This window comes from Marinomonas maritima, assembly GCF_024435075.2.
Taxonomy (GTDB): Bacteria; Pseudomonadota; Gammaproteobacteria; order Pseudomonadales; family Marinomonadaceae; genus Marinomonas; species Marinomonas maritima.
The window spans coordinates 1,089,186-1,114,559 of record NZ_JAMZEG020000001.1; the positions used below are offsets into that span (position 1 = coordinate 1,089,186).

Genomic DNA, 25,374 nt, shown 5'->3' on the forward strand with positions numbered 1-25,374 from the left:
AATTACTACAAATACCAATCTCTTGTGAACGTTTGAGTGGAAACTTATGAAATTTATTGTAAATAGTAGAATAAGTATTGGTTTGGAAAAGGGGGACGAGCCAGTTTAATCAGTGAAGCTGGCTCGTAAACAATGATTGAGTCTGAAAGGTATTGGTTAGTAAGCTTCTATTATGCTGTTGAAAGCAATGACCACTCTGTCTGTTTCTCCAAAATAAGGCAAAGCGGAATGTTTTAGGTAAGAAGGAAAAATGACAATTTGCCCTTCCGTTGGAACAAAGTCCCATACGCCATGCCCTCCAAGATAAGCCGTGCCTGGGTCTGCGTAATGTTCAGCATTTACTCTTGGATCATAGAAGCGATTTAAGCCTCCATTGCCTTCTTGCGCAGAGTCGCCGGGGTCTAAATAATAGATACCGCACCACGAGCAATTCGGGTGGGAGTGGGCATCATGGTAGCCACCTTTTCGAGTCACGTGATACCAAGACTCGATAATATGAGCATCAGCCTCCATATCTTCAGGCCAAAAGGCCTGATTTACCGACGTCGCTATTTCTAAAATGAGCTCTTCTAATGTGCGCTTGGCCTCCATTATATTGGCGTCGGCCAGTTCTAAAAAATCCAGCGTGCTTTCATGTAATGCGTGTTTCGCCTTGGGGGCAATTTTGCTTTCAATTGCAGTCGTTTGCGCAGCTTTTTGTTCATAAATAGCCGCTAATAAAGCGTCTTTTAAAAAATCATGATCTGGCATTTGAGTAACGTAAAGGGGCGTTGTCCATACGTTAATTTCTTCAATGATCGGGGCGTTGCTCATCTGTTGGCCTGAAAAATAGTTAGCTGGGTCGTGAATAAGTCATTAAGCGGGTATGTCTAATTCGGTTACTACTGGTTTATAACCACAAAACATCATGACTAGGTTTCGAAACCCTGTCTCGCTGCTTGGCCCTTCTAAGCCTTTAATGCTTTTATCAATTAACGCTAAGTAATTTTGCATGTAGGGCAGAGTGACTTTATTGTGGCGTGACATGGCGCTTTCGTAAAACGGAATACGTTTATCCCAGATTCTTTCGGCTTGGCAGGCCTGTCTAAAGCTAGTGGACTGCATGGCTCGTAATAAGTTATTCAGTGTCTGAACTTCTCTATTAAACAGCCAAAGAATAATACTGGCTTCCACGCCTTCGCCCATTAATTGATTTAGGCAATGCATCGCATCCTTGGCCTTTCCCATTAATAAGCGATCGCTTAGATCATAAATAGAATAACGACTGCTATCCGCTACGGACTCTATGACTTTCTCGGCATCAATTTGGCTGTCTTTTCCATGCAGTAGCGCCAGTTTTTCAAGTTCTTGGGAAAGGGCGAGAAGGTTTCCCTCACCACGCTCACAAACAATACTGGCGGCATCACGAGTCAGCGATAAGCCCCGCGTTTGCGCTCTTTGCTGTACCCAAGCAGGGAGTCGATTGGCATCAATTGGCCAAATTTGAACAAAGACGCCTTGTGATTCCAGCTGAGTGAACCACTTTGCTTTCTGTGTACGGGCATCTATTTTGGGCAAGGTCAGGAGAATGATGTTGTCTTCACTAAGAGACTGGCCAAGTTGGGCTAATGCTTTACTGTGCTTCTCGCCCATTTTATCAATTTGAATATCGAAGAGTCGGCGAGTGGAAAACAGAGACAAACTTTGGTTTTCATTGATCACGTCTTGCCAATCAAATTGAGAGTCAGCAACAAAGCGTAAGCGTTCATCGATGTTATGTAATTGAGCTGCTTTGCGTATGGTGTCCGCGGCTTCTTGACACAGTAATACCTCATCCCCAGAAATAATATAGAGAGGAGCGAGGTTTTTTTTGAGCTGTTGTTCTAGTTGATCAACTCTAATTTTCATTGTATTGACCTAACCGCGAGGCGGGTTACAGTGGCGCATAACTTAGGTCATAAATGAGCTGATTTGCTAGGTCTTCATTCATACTTTCTGTTTGGGCCGTATTGTAAGACAGCTTGGCGCTTTCTTCGGCATCTTGATTGGTAAGCGTTTTATTCGTGTTGACGGTTCGTGGGCCGAAGAGAGATTTCCCATCCGCTTGACGAATAAAGTAATGGCTACTTAAAGTGCGCTGGATTTGTGATACCTCATTAGATGAGTTACGTGCTAGTTCCGTATCAGACGAGATGATTGGGTTGATTTTTAGCTCTAGTGTGTTTTCTGTCGCGTTGGCTTTATCAGTAATGATAACACCCGCTTTCTTTAGAGCAATGCGCAGTGATTGGTCAAAGCTATCTGAGCCGCTGTCGGAAGTAACGATTAAGGTTTTAAGTCTTGCAGGAATGTTGACTTCACCACGTAAGTGAAAGCCACAAGCGACAATGCTCATGGTCAGCAGAGCTAATAAAAATAAGCGAGTTGTTTGTGTCAATGTGGCTGTCATATCCGCGATCTCTATTTTGTTGAGAAGTATGCTGAGAAGGTAATAAGGGACGGCACAGCCATCCCTTATTGTGCTTCGTTAGTTAGCAACAATATTTACCAAGCGACCAGGAACGACGATCACTTTACGTACTGTTTTACCTTCAAGGAACTTAGTAACGCCAGGGTGAGCTAACGCTTCAGCTTCAATTGCTTTGCTGTCTGCACTGGCAGAAACGGTTAACTCGGCACGTTTTTTACCAAGCACTTGTACCACAATCGTTAACTCGTCTTTTATTAACGCTGCTTCATCTAGTGTTGGCCATGGTGTATTGACAACATTGCCTGTGTGTCCAAGGTCTGCCCAAAGCTGATGCGCAATATGAGGTACGATTGGCGATAGCAACAAGGTTGCTGCTTCTAGCGCTTCTTGTTCTACTGCTAAGCCAAGCTCAGATTGATCTTCGAACTTGCTGACATCGTTGCATAGCTCCATCACCGCAGCAATCGCCGTGTTGAAGGTTTGACGACGTTCGATGTCGTCCGTTACTTTCTGAATGGTCTCATGAGTTTTGCGACGTAGTGTTTTTTGAGTACCATTAAGTGCTTCAACATTAAGCTCACCCACTTTACCCGCATTCATGTGGCGATAAGATAACGCCCACAAGCGTCGTAGAAAGCGAGATGCGCCGTCTACACCTGAATCGTTCCATTCAAGAGATTGTTCTGGCGGCGCACTGAACATGATGAACAAACGAACCGTATCCGCACCGTACTTCTCAATCATTTGCTGTGGGTCAACCGTGTTGCCTTTTGACTTCGACATCTTAGTGCCGTCTTTGTTGACCATGCCTTGTGTTAATAAGCGTTTGAATGGCTCATCAGAATTTACTAGACCAGCGTCACGCAGTAGCTTATGGAAAAAACGGGAGTACAATAAGTGAAGGATAGCGTGTTCTACGCCACCAACGTATTGGTCAACTGGAAGCCAGTAATTTGCTTCCTCAGTTAACATGGCGTCTTTTGAATCTGGGCAGCAGTAACGGGCGAAGTACCAAGACGATTCCATGAAGGTATCGAAGGTATCCGTTTCGCGCTCTGCTTCTTCTCCATTAAACATAATGGACGAGAAATTAGGGTTGTTTTTGATAGGAGAGTTAACGCCGTCCATTACAACGTCTGTTGGCAAAACAACAGGCAATTGGTCAACCGGAACAGGAACAACAGAGCCGTCTTTTAAGTTAATGGTTGGGATTGGAGTACCCCAATAACGTTGGCGGCTAACGCCCCAGTCGCGAAGACGGTAGTTGACTTTGATTTCACCAAGCTTGTGCTCAGTCATCCACGTTGCAATGGCATCAAAAGCGTCTTTGAATACCAAACCATCAAATTCCCCCGAGTTGCACAGTACGCCTTTTTCGGTGTAAGCCGCGGCTTCCATATCAATCGTTTCTTCACCTGCCGGCTTAACGACTTGCTTGATGGGTAGATTATATTTTTTCGCGAACTCAAAATCACGCTGATCGTGAGCAGGAACCGACATAACTGCGCCGGAGCCATATTCCATCAATACAAAATTGGCAGCAAATACAGGAACAATATCGCCAGTAATGGGGTGAATGGCTTTAAAACCAGTGTCGATGCCTTTTTTCTCAACAGTTGCCATATCAGCTTCTGTCGTCGACATTAATTTACTTTCAGCAATGAACGTGGCTAATTCGGCGTTGTTTTTAGACGCTTCTAAAGACAAAGGATGTTGAGTGGCAACAGCAACATAGGTCACCCCCATAATGGTATCTGGGCGAGTGGTGTAAACAGATAAGCGCTCTTCTTTTCCATCTACGGCAAAGCTAAACTCTAACCCTTCAGAACGACCAATCCAGTTACGTTGCATCGCTTTTACTTTTTCTGGCCAGTCGTCTAGCTTATCTAGATCGTTAAGTAACTCTTCTGCGTAATCTGTGATGCGAATAAACCATTGAGAAATTTCTTTTTTCTCTACGGTAGTACCACAACGCCAACAAGAACCGTCTTCCACTTGTTCGTTAGCTAGAACCGTTTGGTCTTCAGGGCACCAGTTTACCGCCGCGGTTTTTTTATACGCCAAGCCTTTTTCGACTAATTGGGTGAAGAACCATTGTTCCCATTTGTAGTACTCGGGTGTACAGGTTGCGATTTCACGATCCCAATCATAGCCAAAACCAAGTTCTTTAAGTTGGCCTTTCATGTAGGCGATGTTTTCAGTTGTCCATTTGGCTGGTGCTGTTTTGTGCTTGATGGCTGCGTTTTCAGCCGGTAGACCAAAAGCATCCCAACCCATAGGTTGAAGCACGTTTTTTCCCTGCATACGCTGGTAGCGAGAAATAACATCGCCGATAGTGTAGTTACGAACGTGACCCATATGCAGGCGACCGCTTGGGTATGGGAACATAGAAAGGCAATAAAACTTCTCTTTACTCGTATCAGCGACGGCTTTGAAGACTTTATTTTCGTCCCAAAAAGATTGAGCCGCTTGTTCAATTTGCTGAGGATTATATTGTTCTTGCATGATATGTTCTTATCCCATGATCGACGAGAGGTTAGTAGACCTGTATTCTTTTTTTAAAAAGAGAGGCATTATAGCGACATAGCGCAAAATAATGGTGCAAAAGCCTACAGGGTCTGAAAATATCCGTTATTTTATAGGGGTGGCGCTCTAATTAGAAGGTGCATCGAAGAGGAGTTATGAATTCTATGAAAAAAGATTCGTCAAAAAGCACAATCAATTCCAGTTTGGTTGAAGAAGCGCGTAAAACATTAGTAGGGGCGAAGGATTGGCTATTAGAAGATGCCTCTCTCATGACGGCGTATTGGCACGATAAAATGGGTTATACCGAAGCTTGGGTGGATGCAAATTGGCATCTAGTACTTGATGAAGGTCATGAAATTATTGAAGAATTTGATGAAAAGGAAGATATTGCACTGCTATGGCTGATTAACCATGCTAATAACAATCCAGTACCACTTGAGCAATGCCATGTAGCGGGCACTATGGTAGAAGCTGGGGCTTATCATTGCATGTCTTGTGGGCATGATAATGTTGTCGAAGTGAAACAAACCTTAGCGCCTTGTGAGATCTGCCAATATGGTTTGATGTCGACGCATCATGATCAGAAGAGTGTTTGAATTGTCATTTTGCCGTTGCCATCAAGTGTTTTGATGGCGCGGCAATGTTTAAGCTTTTATGGTGTTCGCTTTTTTACTAAGCCATTTAAATATGAAAAAATCACGCAAAGTAACAGAAGTAAAAGAGTAGGCCAATATCCCCAATAAACATAAGGAGTAACGCCGCTAAAGGCTTTTGCGTCAGCGGTCAACGTCGTCCTTTCAAATTGTGGAGCTTGAGCCACAACTTCTCCCTTTTCATTAATGAACGCGGTGATGCCGGTATTAGTGGCACGAATCACGTAACGACCTGCTTCTTTGGCTCTAAATTTCGCTATCTGCAAGTGCTGCCAAGGCCCAAAAGACGTACCAAACCAGCCATCATTACTAATGGTAATGAGGAAATCGCTGTCTCTTACCATGCGACGAACCTGTTCTGCATACACAATTTCATAACAGATAAAAGGCGCAACCCCCCATTCGCCTACTTGCAAAACAGGTTGATTTTCATCGCCAGATTTAAAACTCGACATCGGCATTCCAAATACGTCAAGAATAGGGCCTATGTATTCTGAAAAAGGAATGTATTCACCAAAAGGAACCAGTCTGCGCTTGTAATAAAGTCCAAAACCATCGCCCGTTGCCCAGATAGCGTTGTAGTAATCCTTTTTATCAAGGCTGACGTCTGGGATACCGGTAATCAAGGTAGTATTCGTGTCTGCTAGCTCTTTACTAAAAGAGGAAAAATACGGTTTCATTTGTGAATAAGTGTAGGTAATGGCGGTTTCTGGCCACACAACAAGCTCACTGTCTAAGTGTTCAATGGTAGTCTGTTGGTAATAAGCCAGAGACTTTCTGGCGGTTTGGGGAAGCCATTTCTCATCTTGTTTCACGTTACCCTGAACCAAGGTGGTTTTTAATGTACCTGTTTGTTGTACCCAAGAAACAGGAAAGTAGGCCAAATAGGCAGCGCTACTCCAAATAATAAATAAGACAGAGAGGAGGCTAAGCTGAGCTGGCTTGCTTGATAATACGCAGGCAAGAGTACTTGATGTTAGCACCACAACGGCACTGGTTAGCCATATTCCACCTATGGGTAATAGCTCAAATAGCCATGTGTTTTCAATAGCATAGCCTGGTAATAGCCATGGGAACCCAGTAAAGAGGGTGCTACGAGCGAATTCACCAATGAGTAGGGCTAATGTGATCCATACGCTAGCGGGTAGTTGCGAGAAACGATGGATTAGGTGCCATGACGCCCAAGCCGAAAAAACCCAAAAGACACAAAGAACGATCACAAAAGCGAGCGTAATAAGCGCTGCGATGATGGTGCCAACTTGTCCATATTCTGCAATGCTGACATAAACCCAAGAAACGCCAGCGCCAAAAAAGCCTAAGGCGACGGATGAGCCTCTCCAAACAGAAGTTTTTGCAGTAGGGCTGGTAATAATAAGAAGGCTGAACACCACTAGACTAATGAAGTAGCCTGGCCAAAAATGAAAAGGTGAAAAACTGGTAACGCCGATTGCGCCAGAAATGGTGCCAATAATACAAATGATGGCAGGAGGAAGTTTAGAAAGTTGCGTTACCAAACGAGACATCCACCCCGTCTTCGTGTTGATTGAGTCGGGGTGAAGTGTCGTCATATTATTCTGATGTTTCTTGTGGGGGTTTTGATACCTGAATCGTTTTGACTCGTCGACCATCTGATTTAACGATGCGGAAATGAAAGTTACTAAAAAACAATTCTTCATCACGTAATGGAACATGACCAAATTGTTGTACAAGAATTCCGCCGATCGTATCAAACTCTTCTTCACTGAGTTCGGCTTTGAAAAACTCGTTAAAGTCTTCAATAGTACACAACGCAGGAACAAGATAAACGCCTGCCTCTGTTGTCACTTGAATGCCTTCATTTTCAAGCTTGTCTGTTTCGTCTTCGATTTCACCGACGATTTGCTCAAGCACATCTTCAATCGTGACTAAGCCAGAGACGCTGCCGTACTCATCTAACACTAACGCCATGTGGTAGCGCTTGGTTCTAAAATCATTCAGTAGTACGTTAAGACGTTTACTTTCTGGAATGAAGTTAGCGGGACGCAAGCGAGATAAAATATCTTCTATCGTGATGCTGCCATCTTTGAATAACAGTGGAAGTAAATCTTTCGCTAGTAAAACACCGAGGATTTCGTCGGAATCTTCTCCAACGACAGGAAATCTGGAGTGAGCGGAGTCGATGATTTTACGGATGGAAGTTTTTGGATCATCTTCAGACTTGATTACGACCATCTGAGAAGGTGGAATCATGATGTCACGTGCTTGCACTTCAGATACTTCTAAAGCACCTTCTACAATAGTAAAAGCATCGCGATCTATGATGTCAGATTTTACGGCCGCTTCTAAAAGCTTGACAATATCGCCACGACTGCGTGGTTCATCATTAAATGCCTGGGTTAAACGTTCAAACCAAGATTTTTGTTGATCGTTGGACATGCTCGATCGGTCGTCACTCATTAGGGTCTTAACTCACTCTTTTATCAAATAAGGGTCGGAAATAGACAGAGATGCTAACAGCTGCGTTTCTATTAATTCCATTTCATCTGCTTCATCATCATTTATATGGTCATAGCCGCGCAAATGCAAGATGCCATGAATCGTCATATGAGCCCAATGATGCAGTAATTCTTTATCTTGTTCTTTGGCTTCTTTTTCGACAATTCGAGTGCAAATCACCAAGTCTCCCAATAATGGAAGTTCTAATCCTGGAGGTGCCTCAAATGGAAAAGAAAGGACATTCGTTGGTTTGTCCTTGCCTCTGTACTCATGATTTAGCGCATGACTCTCTTCTTCATCAACAATACGAATGGTAACTTCAAATTCTTCGCCTAATGTCGGTAAGGCTTTTTCTACCCAAAGTCTGAAATCTGCTTCGCTGGGCAAGCGCTGTGTTGCTTTTGTGGCAATCTGTAAATCAAGTTCTAAGTGTGCCATTATTTTCCACCTGAAGAAGGTTCGCTTGAAGAGTGCTCTGCTTGCGCAGCAAGGCGAGCTTGGGTGCGCACTTTTTTCTCTGCTTCTTCTTCAATATCAAAACGATCATAAGCTTCGACAATACGTTGTACGATAGGGTGGCGAACGACATCGGAAGAGCTAAACATAGTCATGCTGATACCGCTGACGCCCTTTAAAACGTGCATGGCTTGAGCCAAACCAGACGTGGTTCCGCGTGGTAAATCGACTTGTGTTGTATCGCCAGTGATAACCGCAGTTGAACCAAAACCGATGCGCGTCAAAAACATTTTCATTTGCTCGCGCGTAGTATTTTGGCTTTCATCAAGAATGATAAAAGCATTATTAAGCGTTCGTCCACGCATAAACGCAAGTGGGGCGATTTCGATGACGTTTTTTTCGATTAATTTATCAACCAATTCGAAACCGAGCATTTCATACAAAGCATCGTAAAGAGGGCGTAGGTAAGGGTCGATTTTTTGTGACAAATCGCCGGGTAAAAAACCCAGTTTTTCCCCCGCTTCTACTGCTGGCCGAACCAACATTATGCGCTCAACACGATCGGCTTCTAATGCTTCAACCGCGCAAGCAACCGCTAAATAGGTTTTACCAGTACCTGCAGGGCCAATACCAAAGTTAATGTCGTGTTTACGAATTTGTTTGACGTAACCTTGCTGATTTTCACCTTTGGGTTTGACAAATGCCTTACGTGTTTTGATGACGAGTTGACCAGCGTTGTCATTCTTACTGCTAGTCAGAGATTCAATCGCCGATTCTTGAAGATAGAGGTGAATCGTCTCAGGCGTTACTTGGCCATTTGCTAGTGCTTCACGGTAGAGGTTTTCCAGTAGCATTTTTGTTGCCGCGACATGCTCAGGATTTTCACCGGAAATATCAAATAGTTCAGCACGGTATCGAATAGTAACATCCAGTCGCTTTTCGATGAGCTTGATATTCTCGTCTAGTTGACCACATAGTCCAACCAAAGCCTCGGCTTCGGCAGGCGCTAAACGGATTTGTTGAGTTGTCTGTGTGATTTCCAAGAGTTACCTTTGATTATTGAAGTACAAAGTCAGTGTCGAGTTCAGAGTTTATTAATTCGCCAAGCAGCGAGTTAGGATAAGCGTCTGTAATAACAACATCAGCGAATTTACCAATCAATTGGGGGTCGAACGCTCGGAAGTTTACAATCCGATTGTTTTCCGTTCTACCTTGAAGTTGTCCAGGATCACGAGGTGAATAGCCGCTTATTAGAATGCGCTTTACTTCGCCAACCATCGACAAACTAATGTCATAAGCTTGCTGACTAATACGGCGTTGCAAAATAGATAAACGCTCTTTTTTAACGTCATCAGGTGTATCGTCTTCTAGGTTAGATGCGGGTGTACCAGGGCGCTGGCTATAAATAAAACTGAAAGAATGGTCGAAGCCAATCTCTTGAATTAGGTTCATGGTATCAATAAAATTTTCGTCTGTTTCACCAGGGAAACCAATAATAAAGTCAGACGAAAGGCTGATGCCTGGACGTGCTTCTTTAATGCGGTTGATTTTATCGATGTAATATTGGCGATCATGACCGCGTTTCATCGCGCTTAGAATGTTGTCGGCACCACTTTGAACGGGTAAGTGCAAATGACTGACTAGTTTAGGTTCAGTACGGAACGCTTCAATTAAACTGTCTGTGAATTCGACTGGGTGTGATGTGGTAAAACGAATGCGTTCAACCCCCTCAATTTGTGCAACCGCATGAATGATGTCCGCAAGATCGGTTTCATCACCTTCTGCTGAGTCGCCACGGTAGGCGTTCACGTTTTGACCTAGCAAATGGATTTCGCGTACACCTTGCTCAGCTAACTGTGCTACTTCCACAAGAATACTGTCGAATGGACGGCTGACTTCTTCGCCTCTAGTATAAGGTACAACACAGAACGTACAGTACTTGCTGCAACCTTCCATAATAGATACGAAGGCTTCTGCGCCGTCAACACGAGGGGCAGGAAGATGATCGAATTTCTCAATCTCTGGGAAGGTCACATCGGTAATTGGGATGTGTTTACCCGCTGCATTTATCATTTCCGGAAGCTTATGCAGTGTTTGAGGGCCGAAAATCATATCAACATGCTTGGCGCGCTTTCGAATCGCATCGCCTTCTTGACTGGCGACACAGCCACCAACGCCAATTACAAGATCTGGATTTTTAAGCTTAAGCTTTTTCCAGCGACCTAGTTGGTGATAAACCTTGTCTTGGGCTTTTTCACGTATAGAGCATGTATTTAGCAGAAGCACGTCGGCTTCTTCCGCGTTATCAGTGAGTTCCATCTCATGACTTTCGCCAAGTAAATCGGCCATACGAGAGGAATCGTATTCGTTCATTTGACAGCCATGAGTCTGGATGAAAAGTTTTTTTGCCATGTAACTTATAAACCTAAAAAGTGTTCGTCTAATCGACTTTGGACCTATTATATTGGGCTTTGCTCTCGAATCCCAGAGGTCTTCTGAATTCCCTTCATTTTTACTGAAAATAGTCGTTTTTTTTCTTACTGGAGCTTTTGATAAAGAGCGGTCACAATAGCGACATTATTGGTTATGAACTTGGATCTGTTTTGACGCTATTATCTCGTATTCTTATTTTGTCTGTTGCTGTTAGTGGGGGTGCTCACGCAGAAAAAGAGTTGTCTAATTTCGCTTTTGGTCTTGGCTATGGTCTTTTAGATCAGAAGTCTTTGATGAACATAGACTTCAAAGTGAACATCCCTATTAATGAGTACTTTTCAACTCAAGTGTTATTGAATAGCAATTATTTGATTACTGGGTCATCAAAAGACAGTTTTGCACAATCTGAGCTTTCTTCAAATTGGTTTATTCGTAATGACTATGGACGTTTAGGGCTTGGTCTTGGTGTGAGTGAGCTGGAACCAATGGATGAAAACCTTGAAACAAAAAAAGAGGCAATTGGGCAGTTTATAGGCGAAGTGTTTTTAGGGGCGTTTTCAGTGACCACTAACTATATTACGACAGACAAAACATTGAGTAATATAACCAGCTCTCGTATTGGCTTAAGTTACTATTTAAATGAAGATCTTCGAACGTCGTTATATCGGGAAGAATATAATGATGCTGAGATGGGGTGGCGTTTAGAGACCTACTATCAACCTCAGAAATACCGCCAGATGGGGAGTGTTGGTTTCATCGCTAGAACCGGTGAGGATTACGATTATGCCGGTGTGGTTTTTGAGTATTATTTTGATTATGCGGTTTCTTTGAAGCAACGTGAAAAGCAATTCCACTGACATTATAAATTATTGCTTTCCTTTCTGGCGTTCATTTTCCATTTGATCAACGCTCCATATTGTCCATTTTGGTAATATAACTTCTTGCGTAGCTTTGAATTTTTTTACTACTTTTATTTCTACTCGACGATTTTCCCTTCTTCCTTTTATTGTATTATTCGGTTTGAAGGGGAATTGTTGCCCATGTCCGACGACTTTGAGTCTTGCTGGCGCAATGTCGAATTGTGCATTGAGTAAATCGGCAATATTGTTTGCTCTTTCGAGGGATAGGGTGACATTGTGGTCTTTGCTGCCAGTGTTATCTGTGTGTCCTTCGATAAAAATTAGAATGTCGGGATCACTTTGCAAAAGCTTGCCTAGGCGTTGTATTGATGGGCGATACGCATTTTTAATTCCGTATCTATTTAGTTTAAAGGGAATGGTTAGGTTGTAATGATCGATTTGAGGCTGATTGGTTGAGTAATTCGAATGAATATTGTTATTCACATGTTGGCTTTTAAACGGAATAACGATTTCCCCACTTACTCTGCGGTTGGCTTCTCTTCCTGTTTCTGTTGAGTTTGACTCGATAGGGCGATTTTGGCCATAGCCAAACGTTTTAATGCGGTCAGTCGCGATATTGAATGTCGAGATTAATGCATTGGCAATGGAGTCTGCTCGCTTTTTGGACAATGTTAGGTTGTAACTCTCTGCACCCACATCGTCTGTGTAGCCCTCAATTAAGAGGAGTGTATTAGGATTGTGTTGTAAAAAAATAGCTAAATCTTTAAGTTTTGCGTGAAATTTGGACGCTAATTTATATTGTCCTGTTTTAAATTGAACGTCAAAATTAAAACTGAATAACGTTAATTTTGTTAATGGGCAACCATCATTATCAATGTCGCTTCCTAGCGGTGTATTGCTACAAATATCTCTAGCGTCAATAACCCCGTCATGATCTGAATCCTTTAGTGCATTAATTGAGTTAGTGGGAAATAGAGGCTGGCAAATTAAAATAGAGCTGTATAAGCCTAAAAAAAGAATAGCAGTCCGTGCTACCTTAAAAATCATGTCATTTACTCAAGATGCATCGTTTTGTTTTAGCTCTAATTTTTTTCATTGCGATCCTTTTTCCTGTCATTACTTAGAAGAGAAAATAGAAAATTATTTTTTCAGTATTACCGTAATGTACTCCCATTCTTTTTGTGTAATAGGCATAACAGAAAGTCGGCTGCCTTTCTTCGTTAATAACATATCGGCCAGTTCAGGGCTTTTCTTTAACTCTGCTAGCGTGAGAATGGATGACCACTTTTCAACAAACGCCACATCAACCATAAACCATCGTGGGTTATCCTGAGGGGATTTTGGGTCAAAGTAATGACTATTGATATCCCAACTTGTATGATCTGGATAGGCTGTTTTACATACTTTGGCGGTACCGACAATACCAGCAGGAGAGCAACTAGAGTGATAAAAAAATACCATGTCGCCTTCATTCATGGCTTTCATGAAATTGCGGGCTTGGTAATTTCGTACGCCATCCCAAGGGGCATGTTTAAGTCGTTTCAAGTCTTCTATAGAAAACGCATCGGGTTCTGATTTCATTAGCCAGTAATTGGTCATGGACACCTCATTTGCACAATGAAACATACAATATGTTCACGCTTACAAATATACTATCTACAATAAGAGGGTGATGCTATGAAAATGCTTAGACTTACCTCATTGTACTTTTTGGCAGCGATGCTCCTTGTAACGGATGAAAATAATGAGCCACTTTGCTTGTAAAGCTTTCTCAGCGCTGGAAAAAGAGCTTAAAGATGATTTGTTAGAATGTTTCACGGAAGCGCAGCAAGAAATAGAAAGTATTATTAATAGTATCGAAAGCGAAGGATTTTCTTTCGATAAATTAGATCAATTGTTTCGTTCTTTGCACAGTATGAAAGGAAACTGCTCCGTCTGTTTTCTTGATCCTTTGGTTGGTGTGCTACATAAATTAGAAGAAATTGTGGATGGCATGCGTGGCGGCTACATTCAGTATCATCCTCATTTGGGGGATCTTATTAATGTGGTTATTGAGCAAGTCTATATATTGTTAAAGCAGATTTACCACTCACATGTTGCAGAAAATATTTTACGTGACACGCTGCAATTGGGGTTGGATGAGATATACGCAGAAGAAGACGATGCCAAACGACCTGATTTGGCCGTGATATTGTTAAATAAATGCAATCAAGAAATAGAAGAAGAAAAAGACGACACGGATTCGACTTCTTTGTTAGTAAGGGTTGAATTTACTGAGCAGCAACAAAGCGATATCGATTTGTTTATTGGTTTTAGTCAGAAGCTCAATCGTTTGCTAGGTTACTCCTCCGAAAGAAGCGAGCGTATCTTAAAACTTTGTCAATTGATCAATGTCGAATGTTCTAAATCTGTTGATCCCGCGCAGTTAAGTGCTGCCGCGTACATGCATAACATGGGCATGGCGCTTATCTTGAATGGTAAAGATAATGAGAGTTTGAAGCTTAAAGCCGAACAAAATCACCCAATGGTGGGCGCTAAACTGCTTTCTAAACACGCTGGTTGGGAAGACGCTGTTGCTATGGTGCAGGCGCATAAAGAACGGTTTGATGGCACCGGTTTTCCTGAAGGATTAGTGGGCTCTTTGATTCCTCAAGGGGCGTTTATCTTATCTATGGCCGTCATGTTTATTGATATCGTTTGGGGTAAATCGGGCAGTGAATACAATAAAAGCGCCATGAGGGCTGTGCAGATGGTGAACTTTGAAAGTGGAAAGGGTTTTCCACCTCATCTGATCGAATCCTTTAATGCGGCCATGCGCAAGGTTTTAGTCGCAAAAAGTAAGTAGTAACGCCTTGGCATCCCTTGTTAGCATGGTGCTCTTTCGCATTGCTTAAATTATCTGTTCTATGAATGTTGCTTTGTTACCTCTAGTTTTCCACCCACATTATAGTATTCCGTTCCCTGCGGGACATCGTTTCCCTATGTCTAAATTTCGCCTTTTGGCTAAAACATTAAGAGAGCAGGGGATCTTGACGGACGACAACGAATATCAGCCATCGCCTTTGTCATTGACTGCACTTATGCAAGCCCATGAAAAAGGTTATGTTCAGCGCTTTATTCGTGGAGAGCTTACCCCACAAGAGCAGAAAGAAATTGGCCTTCCTTGGTCGGAATGGCTGGTGGAGCGAACCTTGCGCGCGGTATCAGGCACTATATTAACCAGCGAGCTAGCACTTCAACATGGGTTGGCGTGTCACCTTGCTGGAGGCACACACCATGCTCATCCTTCTCATGGCTCTGGTTTTTGCATCTTTAACGACCTAGCCGTCGCAGCACTCGCCATGGTCGAATCGGGTAAGGCGAAGAAAATACTCATCTTAGACTGCGACGTACATCAAGGCGACGGCACCATCGTTTTTTTCGAAGACAGTACCAACATTATTCCTGTTTCGTGGCATTGCGAAGAAAATTACCCACAAATCAAACAAACCGCAGGCATCAATATTGCCATCCCCAAAGGTGCAGACGACCAAGAATACTTATCGATACTAAAAAGCACTTTGCCTGCGATACTCGCCAAACACCAACCAGACTTCATTTTCTACGACGCTGGCGTCGACGTACACAAAGACGACAGGCTCGGCTACGTCAACCTTAGTGACGACGGTATATTTACAAGGGACAAATACGTCATAGAAACCTGTGTCACACTCAACCTACCAACCGCTTGCGTCATCGGCGGTGGATACGACAGACAAGAAGAAAACGTCGCGTGGCGACATAGTTTGTTGCATCAAGCCGCAAATCAGATTTGGAAAGAGTATTTTTTGTAGGTTTTAAGAGGTCTCAATCTTTTTATCAAGGATTTGAGGTTTGCAAATTGGCTCTCCAGTGTTATTGAAAAACTCAGAAGGTTTGTTTAGACCTTTTAACTTCCATGAAAGGATTTTGGCCACCATTCTAAAGTTAATACTCAACGAAGAGCCTTTAAGATTCTCGGGAACGGGTGTTTTAGCAAATTTAGTTAGAACGTGACCTCTGCTTTTGCCTAAATCAGCCTCACTCGTTGTCGCTTTGTCCATGAAGCTATGAATAACCCCAATAAATGGGCCACCAGCGCCAAATGTATTACCAATTGGTGTGTTGCAGCACTTCGCATACCAGCGATGCATGCCTTTGGGGCTAAGCCTGATACAGGCAATGTCCGACTTTCCTTCTGTAATAGTGAGAAAAGACACGGGTATTTGAAATATATCGGTCCCGCCATATTGGTCTAACACTTTTTCTTCCTGTCCCAGAAACTGAGCAAATGCTTGGCAATCGTCACAGCAACACGTAATCCTCGTACCTATCTTTGAACTAACGGCAGAAGTTTTTCCTTTAACGGTTCCGCAAGTGCATTTTAAATTTACTTCAGACATTGGGTTAAGCCTCCTTAGTTATGGAAGAGAATCGTTCACAGTTTAGCAGCGTTTTAAAAATAAGTGGAAAATGCGGTTTAATGGTAAGTGGATAAGCCTAACGACTTCAATATACAGAAAAGCCGCATAGCGGCTTAGCTTGATTCGGCTTTAAAGGGTTCTGATACCTTTTATCGTTGGGATATATGGACTTTATATAGCCCACTACTGTCTAGCAAGCTCTGGGAAGTGCATAGTCCAAAGAAGAGATTAACTCCGCTCTCCGCCTTCCCCTTGGAAGACATAAGGGGAGAGTTTAAAAAGGGCAAGCCGCTACAAACGCGACCCATGCTTTCGTAAACGGATGTCGAAACTCCAGCCGATAAGCGTGTAACAACAATCGAGGGTCGTTTTCTAGTGAATATTGATCGTCGTAGAATTCATCACCGATGATCGAGTGTCCGATACTTTGCATGTGTACGCGCAGTTGGTGAGAGCGGCCCGTGTATGGCGTGAGCCGAACGCGGGTGGTGTTGCCTTCGTAAGCAATCGGTTCCCAAAAGGTAATGGAGTCTTTACTCCATTCATCAGTACAAACGATTTGTCTTGGCCTATTTGGCCAATCGCAGCGCAGTGGTTTTCGTACTTCGCCGCGTTGACCTAACAGTTTGCCGCGCAGTAAGGCGCGGTATTCTTTTTGAACTTCTCGTTCACGAAAATACGCATTCATGCGCTTTTGACATTCGTGTGTTTTTGCGACCAGAATCAGTCCAGAAGTGGCTTCGTCTAATCGATGAATGGTGAATGCTTTGCCAAATTCCTGCTCGGCTCTGTGTAAGATAGAGTCAAGCTTGTCCGCGCCCCTTCCGGGCACAGACAAGCAATTAGCAGGTTTATTGACGACGGCGAACCATTCATCTTCGTACAGTATGTCTAAAGCGAGTCGCTTATCTAGCACAGAAGGTTATTCCGGCTTGGTGGTTAAGATAATGCGAATTGCGTCTAAGCGGATCTGGTGTTCGTCAATCCGTACTAAACCTTCTTGCATGTTGTTTTCAAGTAACTCAATGTCTTGATCACGAATCGCATTGTTAAACGCTTTCAATTCGATAAGACGATCAATTTCGCTTTGGCAACGATGCTGGTAAGTGGATTTCGCCGCTTGGACAATCGGACGCGCTTGATCTTGGGCATTCAGCTGGTGGGCTTGAAGTACTTCAATCAAGTTTTTGCGCAAGGCAGCAACCCATTGTTCCGCGACGCGGTTTGGTACGCCTTTGAGCTTTTCTGCCCATTTGTCGGCGGTAAACTGCTGGTGTAGGAATTTGCCGTTTGAGTCTGACAATTGCCACATCGGCGTCATGGGTAGTGATTGAGTAAGCTTCAAGCGAGGATGCGCGGTGGCTTCGATGACAAACATACTCTCTACCAATACAGTACCTTCTGGGAGCGCTGCAATGGGCAAAATAGCGGAAGTCAATTTACCAGAGTCAAAGCCTTGAACCTCATCCATTAACATGGTGATAAGGGGGTGTTCCCATGTAGCAAAGGCCACGTTTTCACGTTGGCTCGCTTGGCGACGATCTAACATAAGCATCTTGCCTTCTTCTTCGATACCTGGAAGGGCTTCGAGCATCATGTCGGTAGAAGGGCGTAAGAACCACGCGGCTTTTTCTGGATCATCGTCCATGCATTCCGCATAAATGTTAAACGCGTGTGTCACTTGCTCAATGTAGTTATGTAGGCCTTTTGTCGCTTGATGATTGATTTGATCGATCAAGTCACGGGCTTGTTCTGGGCGACAAGAGCTCATTTCTAGTAAGCGGTTACGGCCTTCTTCCATTTGTTTAAGCAGCGCTTCGTGGTAGATGTGCGCTTCTTTTAATAAGTCGGTGTCGTCGTCTTGACCGTGTAAGTAGGCATGTAGGCTGTCACCAAAGGCTTCTTCGACTTTATCGCCAGCGCCAGTCGTACGGCAAAAAGCATTGAGCGCATGGTGATACCAGTTGAATAACCGTTCTTGTACGCTCTGCTTGATATAAGGCACATGGATTTGAACGTCGTTCAGTTGTCCTAGTCGGTCCAGACGACCAACACGTTGTTCTAATAAGTCTGGGTGCTCAGGCAGGTCATACATGACAATGTGATGGCTGAATTGGAAGTTTCGGCCTTCGCTGCCAATTTCAGAACACACCAAAATTTGAGCCCCATCGTCGTCCGCAAAATACGCAGCGGCTCGGTCTCGGTGAATCAATGGCATTTGTTCGTGGAAATCGGCGCTTTGGAAGCCAGCAAAGGTCAATTGATCGTTTAGCCACTGCGCCATATCAGGCGAATGACAAATAACGAGCACCTTGTCTGCTTGGCATTCAAGAAACTCTTTTAACCAATGCCAGCGAGGGTCTTTTTCCCATAAGCCATCGGCGACCTCTGTTTCTGGCTGTACATGACGGTTAGCCGATTCAAAGTACTCGTTGTTTTCCAACGGGTAAGAATGCAAATAGCGATCAGGGAAGCCGCCTACCGCTGCGCGGGTGTTACGGAACATTTCACGGCCTGTTCCGTGTCGGTCAATAAGCCAGCTGACGGCATCTTGCGCCGCTTGAGTGCGTTCTTTGTTGTTTTCTGCGGTGAGCGCGATAAACCAATCTTTGGCTTTGACTTCTTCAAGGTAAGACCCAAACGCATCCTCCCAATTAAGAGGGCTTGCTTGATTGTCGTCCTGTGTAAAGGGTAATAATAACTCGGCTAGTTCAGCGGCTTGTTTGAAAGCGTGTTGCTGTGCTTGGTAGCGCTCAAAATCGTGGTAATGATCGGCGTCTAATAATTGTAAGCGTGAGAAATGCTCACGTTCACCGGTTTGCTCAGGCGTTGCACTGAGCAGTAATAGGGATTCTGTTTTCGCGGCTAAGCGCGCGACTACTTGATAACCGATACTTGGCGTTTCTGGGTGCCAGGCGAGGTGATGCGCTTCGTCAACAATGACCATGTCCCATTCTGCTTCCAGCATGTGTTGAGTGGCATTTGGATGTTGGCTGGCCCAATCAATTGGAGAAATGACAAAAGGTTGTTGCTCGAATGGATTGTCGTCGCCTTCCGTGAAGTCTTCGTACACGGATTCATTGATCAGAGCGAAAGGTTGATGGAAGCGACGTAGCATTTCCACTAACCATTGATGCTGTAAGTTGGTTGGTGTGAGGATAAGTACGCGTTTGCACAGGCCATTTAACAGACGCTGATGCAAGATTAATCCCGCCTCTAAGGTTTTCCCCATACCGACTTCATCACACAAAAGTGCGCGCGCTTTAGGGCGATTCGCTATTTCGTGAGCAAGGTAAATCTGGTGAGGTAGAAGCTCAGCTTTTAGTCCCATTAGGCCACGAACGGGTGACGCGGCGTTGGCCGCTTGGTGTTCTAAGGTGTGGCGACGAAGGTCAAACCACATCCGGCGAGCAGGGGACAGCGCGAGTAAAGAATCCAGCTCGTTTTTATCATTACGAGGAAACTGAATAAGCGATTCCTCTAACCAGTCATCGTCGTCGCTGATACGGTATTCGATAAGGTCGTCAATTTCTTCGACTTCCAAAACAGTAAATGTTTCATCTTGAAAATGCAGTTGATCGCCAGCGGTTAGCGTACGTCGAACTAGACTGGTCTGGTCGTTTGAGTATTGACGATCGCTTTCTGCATCAGGGAAATGCAAGGTAAAAGATTTATTTTGCTTGTCTACTATCATGCCTACGCCGAGATCTGGCTCGTTGCGGCTACTCCATCTTTGTCCAGTTTGGTACATGATTATGCTTTGTCCGGTTCAATTAAAGTTAAGCTACCTTGGCACAAGTCCGTCAAAATGACTTTTTGCTCGGGCCAAGTACGTTCAATAACAGCAAGGTCAATAACGACGCTGTCACTGTATGTTTTGTTGGTTATTTCTATATCACTCTGTTCTAGCCAATATTCAACCTTACCTAATAAAGGGTAGGTGATTTTTAGCTGAACGGGGCTGCGAGGGTACACATTTTCATATTCTGTTTGTGAAAGTGCTTCTTGTACCGCTTGGCTGTAGGCTCTAACTAAACCACCCGCCCCCAGTTTAATGCCACCGAAAAAACGCGTTACAACCACAGTCGTTTCGCCAAAGTCAGAATGTTGAAGTACATTCATCATCGGCTTTCCGGCCGTGCCTTTTGGTTCGCCATCGTCGCTTTGATCCCACAAATGCACATTGTTTGGTGCACCTGCAATGAACGCCGAGCAGTGGTGATTGGCGTCAGGATAACGCAGCCTTATTTCGTCAATAAAGGCTTTTGCCGCTTCGCGTCCTTTGGTTCGACTGACGGTCGTAATGAACTGGCTATTTTTTATTTCAAGATCAAAGCGTTGCGTGTGTATTGGGCTTAAGTAGTAATCCATGTAAACTTGCTTAACGATTGTTTTCTCTATAAAAATAGCAGGTTTTAATTCATATGACAGGTTGGCTTTCACAATCAGTTTGGGTGTTATCGGGCTTTTGTGTCGGCGCGATTCTTATCTCTGGTATTGCTGGCGCTATTGTACAGGCTATGCGCCGTCAGTGGCAGCATACACAAGAAAAAATACAGCAACAAAATGAGGAATTACAGCATCTTTTAGGGCAGGCGAAAGATCAGATTCATTATTTGGAAAAAGAGTCGCTGACCTTGGAGCAACAATTTGCCGCATCGCAGAGTGTTTGGCAGGAAAAGGAAGTCTTTTATAGAGAGCAGAAAAAGCACAACGAAACCGAATTTAAACAATTAGCGCACGACATTATGAGTCAACAAGGTCAGCAGTTGGCAAAAGAAAATGAGCGTCAGCTTGGTTCCTTATTGACGCCGCTTGGCTCTCAGATTCAAAAATTTCAGGAAAGTGTGGAAAAGAGCTATCAAGAAGAAGCACGAGAGCGTTTTTCGTTGGTGAAAGAGATCAAAGGTTTGCAGCTGTTGAATCAAAAAATCAGTGACGATGCGGTTAGCTTAACTCATGCGCTGAAGGGCCAAAACAAGTTGCAAGGTGGTTGGGGGGAGGTGATTTTAGAGAGAATTTTAGAGCGCTCTGGATTGGAAAAAGGCCGTGAATATGAAACTCAAGCGTCTTATCAAACATCAGAAGGGCGACGGTTACAGCCGGATGTGGTGATACATCTTCCGGAAGGTAAACAAGTGATTGTTGATTCAAAAATGGTACTGATTAGCTACTTGGCTTATATGGAAGCTGAAACGGACGACGATAGAAACCGGGCGCTTAAACAGCACTTGGATGCAGTGCGTCGACATATGAAAGAGTTAAGCGCCAAGTCTTATCATGATTTGCCCGGCATTACTTCGCTGGATTTTGTGTTGTTATTTATTCCTATCGAGGCGGCTTTTGGTTTGGCTCTGCAAGGGGATAACGGTTTATTCAGTGAAGCCTTTGAACACAATATTATCATTGTGGGGCCTTCGAATTTATTGGCGACGTTACGTACCATTCAGAATATTTGGCGTAACGAAAAACAGAGCCAAAATGCCATTGAAATAGCGCGTCAAGCTGGTGCAATGTACGACAAATTTTCAGGCTTTGTTCAGGATATGGATGACATAGGTAGCAAACTTGAAGCGGTAAGTCGTAGTCATGATTCTGCTCTGAAAAAGCTCACAGTAGGGCGGGGGAATTTAGTTGCAAGAGCGGAAAAACTTAAGTTAATGGGCGCTAAAACCAGTAAGGCGTTACCAGTGGAGTATCTGAATGATACCTCCACAGATGAGTCTGACAGTTAAGATGATATCGCGAGAGATATTGTGTTAAGAAGGAAAAACCCACAGTACCGTGGCTTTATGGATGTAATGTGTTGTTTGTAAGTCTTGAAGAATACCTGCTGTTATTTTTGTTAAATCTGCACTGTCGGGTGCTTTGTCTATATAGGCAATAATTTCCAATTCGAGATGGTTATCCAAATAGTGTAAACGAGTATTTTTCACATCGACATAGGCGGAGTGTTGGCGCAATAAAAAACCTAAGTCAGCCACTATCTGGTGACGGGCAGGTAATTTTAAATGCGGTGGTTTTCCTGTTGGATGAGCAAAACTGTCGGTTTGGATTTTTTCATCGGTGTCAATATGGACCATAACGTCTTGTACTTGTGAATGGGCCTGTTTGATGGTGTAGGCGACTAAATCACCAAGATAATGCCCCTCGCTGACGCTGGCATGACTAGGCACATGAATGTGCATGTCTAAGTAGATTTTACCCGCCATGGATCTTGCTCTCACATCGTGAGGCGCCATAACATGTTTAAGGCTGTTTGCCGTTTCTTTGATTTGAGCTATGAGTTTTGGATCTGGTGCGGTATCGACAAGTTCGGCCAAATTTTCCCACACCATGATGATGGCCATTTTACCAATCAGCAATGCAACCACTATTGAAGCGACCATGTCCGCCCAAGAATAACCAAAGTAAACACCGATTAGGCCGATAAGCACCGCGATCGATGACAGCGCGTCGCTGCGACTGTGCCACGCGTTAGCAATGAGCATTTTACTGCCAATTTCATCACCCGCTTTTTTTGTGTAATGGAAAATGGCTTCTTTAATGACAATGGTGGCAATTAATGCCGCCAATCCATACCAAGTCAGTTGGGCTTGTGATGCTGGTGCCGTGATAGATTCATAGCCGATGCCAAGTGCCACGAGGATCAGTACGAGCCCTAAAAACACGGTGGTAAGTGTTTCAAAGCGAAGATGACCATAAGGGTGATTTTCGTCAGGTCCCTGACGTGAATTAGCCGAGGCGAAATACACGAATACGTCGGTCACTAAATCAGATAGAGAGTGAATGCCGTCGGCGATGAGTGCTTGTGACTGAGAAAAATACCCAGCAAAAATTTTGGCTAAACCTAAAATGGCGTCCCACGCAGCGCCGACGAGGGTGACTTTTTTTGCTATGTCTTGCTCTTGCTTAAGTTTTGGCATTTATTCACTCGAAAATGATCAAGATTTTGATTGTCATTGCTTTCAACTGAGTGGCGATCTGGTGATATTTGAAGCGCGCTACCAGCTTGACTGACTTAGCCAATGTTCTCCCCAAGCTTATCCACGTTATCTGTGGAAAAGCTTAGGCAAAATATCGCTTAGTTGATTTCAAACCATAAACAGTAGGAAGCAAAAAACTCTCTCATCGTTAATGACATTAGAGAGAAGTTGGCGTCCATATCGGACAAACCACCACCTTGGGAGTCGTTAAAAGCAGCTTCTTTTAGTGCATCGTCGAATTTGATTTTGCGCAATGTCAGATCATCATGTAAAACAAAGCTGAGCTTGTCTGACCAGCGAAGTGCAAGGTTTTTAACGGCCATGCCTTCTGCTAAATGACGTGTAACGTCTTCAGACAAAGGTTCTAGTGATTTAAAACGGATAGTGGCTTTGTCTTCAGAGGCGTCTTGAATTTCACACTCATCACCGGTTTCTAGACTGGCGGGCACTTCGTTTTTTACAAGCCAATCCGTCATTAAAGAAGAAGGTGAAACTTGTGCCTGAAGCGGTGTCATCGGAAAGCTGCCAAGCGTGGTCTGTAAGTGCTTGAAAAGTTGTTCAGTCATGCTGGCGTTGGTGCTGTTGAGAACTAGTATTTTTGCTTTTAGATCAATATACGCCCAAATATCAGTGCGCTTTGAAAATGCTTTTGGACGCAGTGTAAAAACCAACTCTTCTTTCATGTCGGACTGTTCTTTACGTCCGACTTTGCGCCCTTCGATAAGCTCGATTTCAGCAACTTTGGCTTCCAGTTCTTCACGGACCACGGCGGAAGGCAGTACCTTTTCTTCTTTGCCTGCGCGGAACAGTAGGCAGTGGTCGCTTGCTAAGCTCCACTGTTCACTGTTGCGTATGAGAGGTAACCAGCCGAAAGAGAATTCTTCTTGCGAACCACATTCTTTTAGTGGGAATTCAGGAATTTTATTGATCAATTCGTTCGTATCTAGTGATTCTGTGTCTTTTAGTTGGAATATCTGGGCGTTCTTGAACCACATAATTAGTCTCTCACGGCTTCTTTAAAGTGTTTTCGACAAACGGACAAGTAGCGGTCATTACCGCCTATTTCTACTTGCGCGCCTTCTTTAACGGGAATTCCTTCGGCATTTAATCGAATGACCATAGTGGCTTTACTGCCACAGTGACACACGGTTTTTAGTTCTATTAATTTATCAGACCAAGCCAGTAGTGCTTTGCTACCGTCGAATAGCTCGCCTTGGAAATCCGTACGGATACCGAACGCCAGCACAGGTATGTGCAGTTTATCAACGACTTCAGATAATGCATAAACTTGTTCTTTGGTTAGAAACTGTGCTTCATCAATCAAAATACAGCTTAATGCTTGCTGTTGATGTGTTTCTTCCTTGATTAAAGCGATCATGTCGGTGCTATTATCAAACAAACTGGCGTCTGCTGATATGCCGATGCGAGAGGCGATTTGCCCTGTTTCAAATCGGTTGTCTATCGACGCTGTAAGGAGAAGAACTCTCATGCCTCGCTCTTGATAGTTATGAGCGGACTGTAGAAGAACGGTCGATTTACCCGCGTTCATTGCTGAGTAGTAAAAGTACAGTTTGGCCATATCGGGTCTGTTTATTCAGTTGTTAGCTAATGTCGTCGATTAGTATATCAAATCACTATTGTGATCGGGTTTTTTTGATGGAAGTAATTGTTTGGTTTTGGTCTCACCCTTAGGAAAGGCTTAAGCCTTAAGTTATTTATTTTTCATTTTTCCAACGCTTTTGTTAATTTGCAGTGTTAGCCATTCTGCGCGTTTTAAACCATTTAGTTCGCAGAGTTTGTCTAGTTTCTCGATAGTGTCTTGCTCAATCAATAATTCTAAGCGTTTTAACCCTTGTGATTTTTCTTTTTCTCGCTGTGCTCGTTTATTGATTTTAAGCTGATCTTTTCTGGTGAGAGGCTGAGTTCGAGGTCTGCCAGGTGCTTTACCAAATAGGTCGATTGTATTCCGGTCGGATGACGCTTTTGCCATGGTCTAGGTTCATTCGTATGAGTGATAGGAGGTGTTTTTCAGTTGCATAAAAAAACGAGAGCGAAAAGTGACTATGAAAGGCTTTTCGCTCTTTGTTTTTCATC

The 25,374-nt window shown here is 43.7% G+C and carries 24 protein-coding genes; 5 read left to right on the forward strand and 19 right to left on the reverse strand.

From position 1 onward, the window contains the following. Nucleotides 1–156: 156 nt before the first annotated feature. From M3I01_RS05205 to leuS, 4 genes are all read right to left on the reverse strand, one after another. Nucleotides 157–813, reverse strand: coding sequence for a putative 2OG-Fe(II) oxygenase (locus M3I01_RS05205; RefSeq protein ID WP_255894546.1), 657 nt, complete (start codon nucleotides 811–813; stop codon nucleotides 157–159). Between the two features lie 42 nt (nucleotides 814–855). Next, complete coding sequence (gene holA / locus M3I01_RS05210) at nucleotides 856–1,887, reverse strand: DNA polymerase III subunit delta (RefSeq protein WP_275564953.1); 1,032 nt, start codon at nucleotides 1,885–1,887, stop codon at nucleotides 856–858. Between the two features lie 25 nt (nucleotides 1,888–1,912). Continuing rightward, complete coding sequence (locus tag M3I01_RS05215; protein ID WP_255894547.1) at nucleotides 1,913–2,428, reverse strand: LPS-assembly lipoprotein LptE; 516 nt, start codon at nucleotides 2,426–2,428, stop codon at nucleotides 1,913–1,915. A gap of 78 nt (nucleotides 2,429–2,506) precedes the next feature. Next, the gene (gene leuS, locus M3I01_RS05220) at nucleotides 2,507–4,954 is read right to left on the reverse strand and encodes a leucine--tRNA ligase (RefSeq protein WP_255894548.1); all 2,448 of its coding nucleotides are present in this window, start codon (nucleotides 4,952–4,954) and stop codon (nucleotides 2,507–2,509) included. 176 nt (nucleotides 4,955–5,130) lie between these two features. Here leuS and M3I01_RS05225 point away from each other — a divergent pair, with 176 nt between their 5' ends. Next, the gene (locus M3I01_RS05225) at nucleotides 5,131–5,571 is read left to right on the forward strand and encodes a hypothetical protein (protein ID WP_255894549.1); all 441 of its coding nucleotides are present in this window, start codon (nucleotides 5,131–5,133) and stop codon (nucleotides 5,569–5,571) included. Between the two features lie 56 nt (nucleotides 5,572–5,627). Here the strand turns inward: M3I01_RS05225 and lnt are convergent, their stop codons facing one another. Genes lnt through miaB form a run of 5 tightly spaced genes read right to left on the reverse strand, consistent with a single transcriptional unit; the run spans nucleotide 5,628 to nucleotide 10,971 of the window. After that, nucleotides 5,628–7,196, reverse strand: coding sequence for an apolipoprotein N-acyltransferase (gene lnt, locus M3I01_RS05230; RefSeq protein WP_275564954.1), 1,569 nt, complete (start codon nucleotides 7,194–7,196; stop codon nucleotides 5,628–5,630). A 1-nt stretch (nucleotide 7,197) separates the two neighbouring features. Further along, the gene (locus M3I01_RS05235) at nucleotides 7,198–8,064 is read right to left on the reverse strand and encodes an HlyC/CorC family transporter (RefSeq protein ID WP_255894553.1); all 867 of its coding nucleotides are present in this window, start codon (nucleotides 8,062–8,064) and stop codon (nucleotides 7,198–7,200) included. 12 nt (nucleotides 8,065–8,076) lie between these two features. Beyond that, nucleotides 8,077–8,541: an rRNA maturation RNase YbeY gene (ybeY, locus tag M3I01_RS05240; protein ID WP_255894556.1), complete on the reverse strand. Its 465-nt coding sequence runs from the start codon at nucleotides 8,539–8,541 to the stop codon at nucleotides 8,077–8,079. Further along, nucleotides 8,541–9,602, reverse strand: a complete 1,062-nt coding sequence (locus M3I01_RS05245; RefSeq protein WP_255894557.1) for a PhoH family protein — start codon at nucleotides 9,600–9,602, stop codon at nucleotides 8,541–8,543. The genes ybeY and M3I01_RS05245 overlap by 1 nt, the downstream gene beginning before the upstream one ends. A 13-nt stretch (nucleotides 9,603–9,615) precedes the next feature. After that, on the reverse strand, nucleotides 9,616–10,971 hold the full coding sequence (gene miaB, locus M3I01_RS05250) for a tRNA (N6-isopentenyl adenosine(37)-C2)-methylthiotransferase MiaB (protein ID WP_255894561.1): 1,356 nt from the start codon (nucleotides 10,969–10,971) through the stop codon (nucleotides 9,616–9,618). A 191-nt stretch (nucleotides 10,972–11,162) separates the two neighbouring features. Here miaB and M3I01_RS05255 point away from each other — a divergent pair, with 191 nt between their 5' ends. Continuing rightward, entirely contained in the window at nucleotides 11,163–11,849 is a 687-nt protein-coding gene (locus M3I01_RS05255) for a hypothetical protein (RefSeq protein WP_255894562.1), read from the forward strand. 9 nt (nucleotides 11,850–11,858) lie between these two features. On the opposite strand, the gene M3I01_RS05260 is transcribed toward M3I01_RS05255, so the two are convergent. Both M3I01_RS05260 and M3I01_RS05265 read right to left on the reverse strand, forming a co-directional pair. Beyond that, a complete protein-coding gene (locus M3I01_RS05260; protein WP_255894563.1) occupies nucleotides 11,859–12,899 on the reverse strand; it encodes an OmpA family protein in 1,041 nt (346 codons plus the stop codon). 93 nt (nucleotides 12,900–12,992) lie between these two features. Next, nucleotides 12,993–13,451, reverse strand: a complete 459-nt coding sequence (locus M3I01_RS05265; protein WP_255894564.1) for an EVE domain-containing protein — start codon at nucleotides 13,449–13,451, stop codon at nucleotides 12,993–12,995. 145 nt (nucleotides 13,452–13,596) lie between these two features. Between M3I01_RS05265 and M3I01_RS05270 the strand changes: the two genes are divergently transcribed. Both M3I01_RS05270 and M3I01_RS05275 read left to right on the forward strand, forming a co-directional pair. Further along, complete coding sequence (locus tag M3I01_RS05270; protein WP_255894565.1) at nucleotides 13,597–14,697, forward strand: HD domain-containing phosphohydrolase; 1,101 nt, start codon at nucleotides 13,597–13,599, stop codon at nucleotides 14,695–14,697. A gap of 136 nt (nucleotides 14,698–14,833) precedes the next feature. After that, nucleotides 14,834–15,685: a histone deacetylase family protein gene (locus tag M3I01_RS05275; protein ID WP_255894566.1), complete on the forward strand. Its 852-nt coding sequence runs from the start codon at nucleotides 14,834–14,836 to the stop codon at nucleotides 15,683–15,685. Between the two features lie 3 nt (nucleotides 15,686–15,688). On the opposite strand, the gene M3I01_RS05280 is transcribed toward M3I01_RS05275, so the two are convergent. The 4 genes from M3I01_RS05280 to M3I01_RS05295 form a co-directional block, all read right to left on the reverse strand. Next, entirely contained in the window at nucleotides 15,689–16,273 is a 585-nt protein-coding gene (locus M3I01_RS05280) for a DUF6151 family protein (RefSeq protein ID WP_255894568.1), read from the reverse strand. A 295-nt stretch (nucleotides 16,274–16,568) separates the two neighbouring features. After that, entirely contained in the window at nucleotides 16,569–17,210 is a 642-nt protein-coding gene (locus M3I01_RS05285) for an RluA family pseudouridine synthase (RefSeq protein WP_255894569.1), read from the reverse strand. A 6-nt stretch (nucleotides 17,211–17,216) separates the two neighbouring features. Beyond that, entirely contained in the window at nucleotides 17,217–20,045 is a 2,829-nt protein-coding gene (gene rapA / locus M3I01_RS05290) for an RNA polymerase-associated protein RapA (RefSeq protein WP_255894571.1), read from the reverse strand. A 2-nt stretch (nucleotides 20,046–20,047) separates the two neighbouring features. Beyond that, nucleotides 20,048–20,665: a YigZ family protein gene (locus M3I01_RS05295; RefSeq protein ID WP_255894572.1), complete on the reverse strand. Its 618-nt coding sequence runs from the start codon at nucleotides 20,663–20,665 to the stop codon at nucleotides 20,048–20,050. Between the two features lie 53 nt (nucleotides 20,666–20,718). Between M3I01_RS05295 and M3I01_RS05300 the strand changes: the two genes are divergently transcribed. Further along, nucleotides 20,719–22,029 (forward strand): DNA recombination protein RmuC, encoded by a 1,311-nt coding sequence (locus M3I01_RS05300; protein WP_255894573.1) that lies wholly within the window; start codon nucleotides 20,719–20,721, stop codon nucleotides 22,027–22,029. A gap of 24 nt (nucleotides 22,030–22,053) precedes the next feature. Here the strand turns inward: M3I01_RS05300 and M3I01_RS05305 are convergent, their stop codons facing one another. From M3I01_RS05305 to ybfE, 4 genes are all read right to left on the reverse strand, one after another. After that, nucleotides 22,054–23,220: a cation diffusion facilitator family transporter gene (locus M3I01_RS05305; RefSeq protein WP_255894575.1), complete on the reverse strand. Its 1,167-nt coding sequence runs from the start codon at nucleotides 23,218–23,220 to the stop codon at nucleotides 22,054–22,056. A 158-nt stretch (nucleotides 23,221–23,378) separates the two neighbouring features. Beyond that, nucleotides 23,379–24,275, reverse strand: coding sequence for a recombination-associated protein RdgC (locus M3I01_RS05310; protein WP_255894576.1), 897 nt, complete (start codon nucleotides 24,273–24,275; stop codon nucleotides 23,379–23,381). A 2-nt stretch (nucleotides 24,276–24,277) separates the two neighbouring features. After that, entirely contained in the window at nucleotides 24,278–24,859 is a 582-nt protein-coding gene (locus tag M3I01_RS05315) for a thymidine kinase (protein WP_112139799.1), read from the reverse strand. Nucleotides 24,860–24,991: 132 nt separating this feature from the next. Then, complete coding sequence (gene ybfE, locus M3I01_RS05320; RefSeq protein ID WP_255894577.1) at nucleotides 24,992–25,270, reverse strand: LexA regulated protein; 279 nt, start codon at nucleotides 25,268–25,270, stop codon at nucleotides 24,992–24,994. Nucleotides 25,271–25,374: the final 104 nt, after the last annotated feature.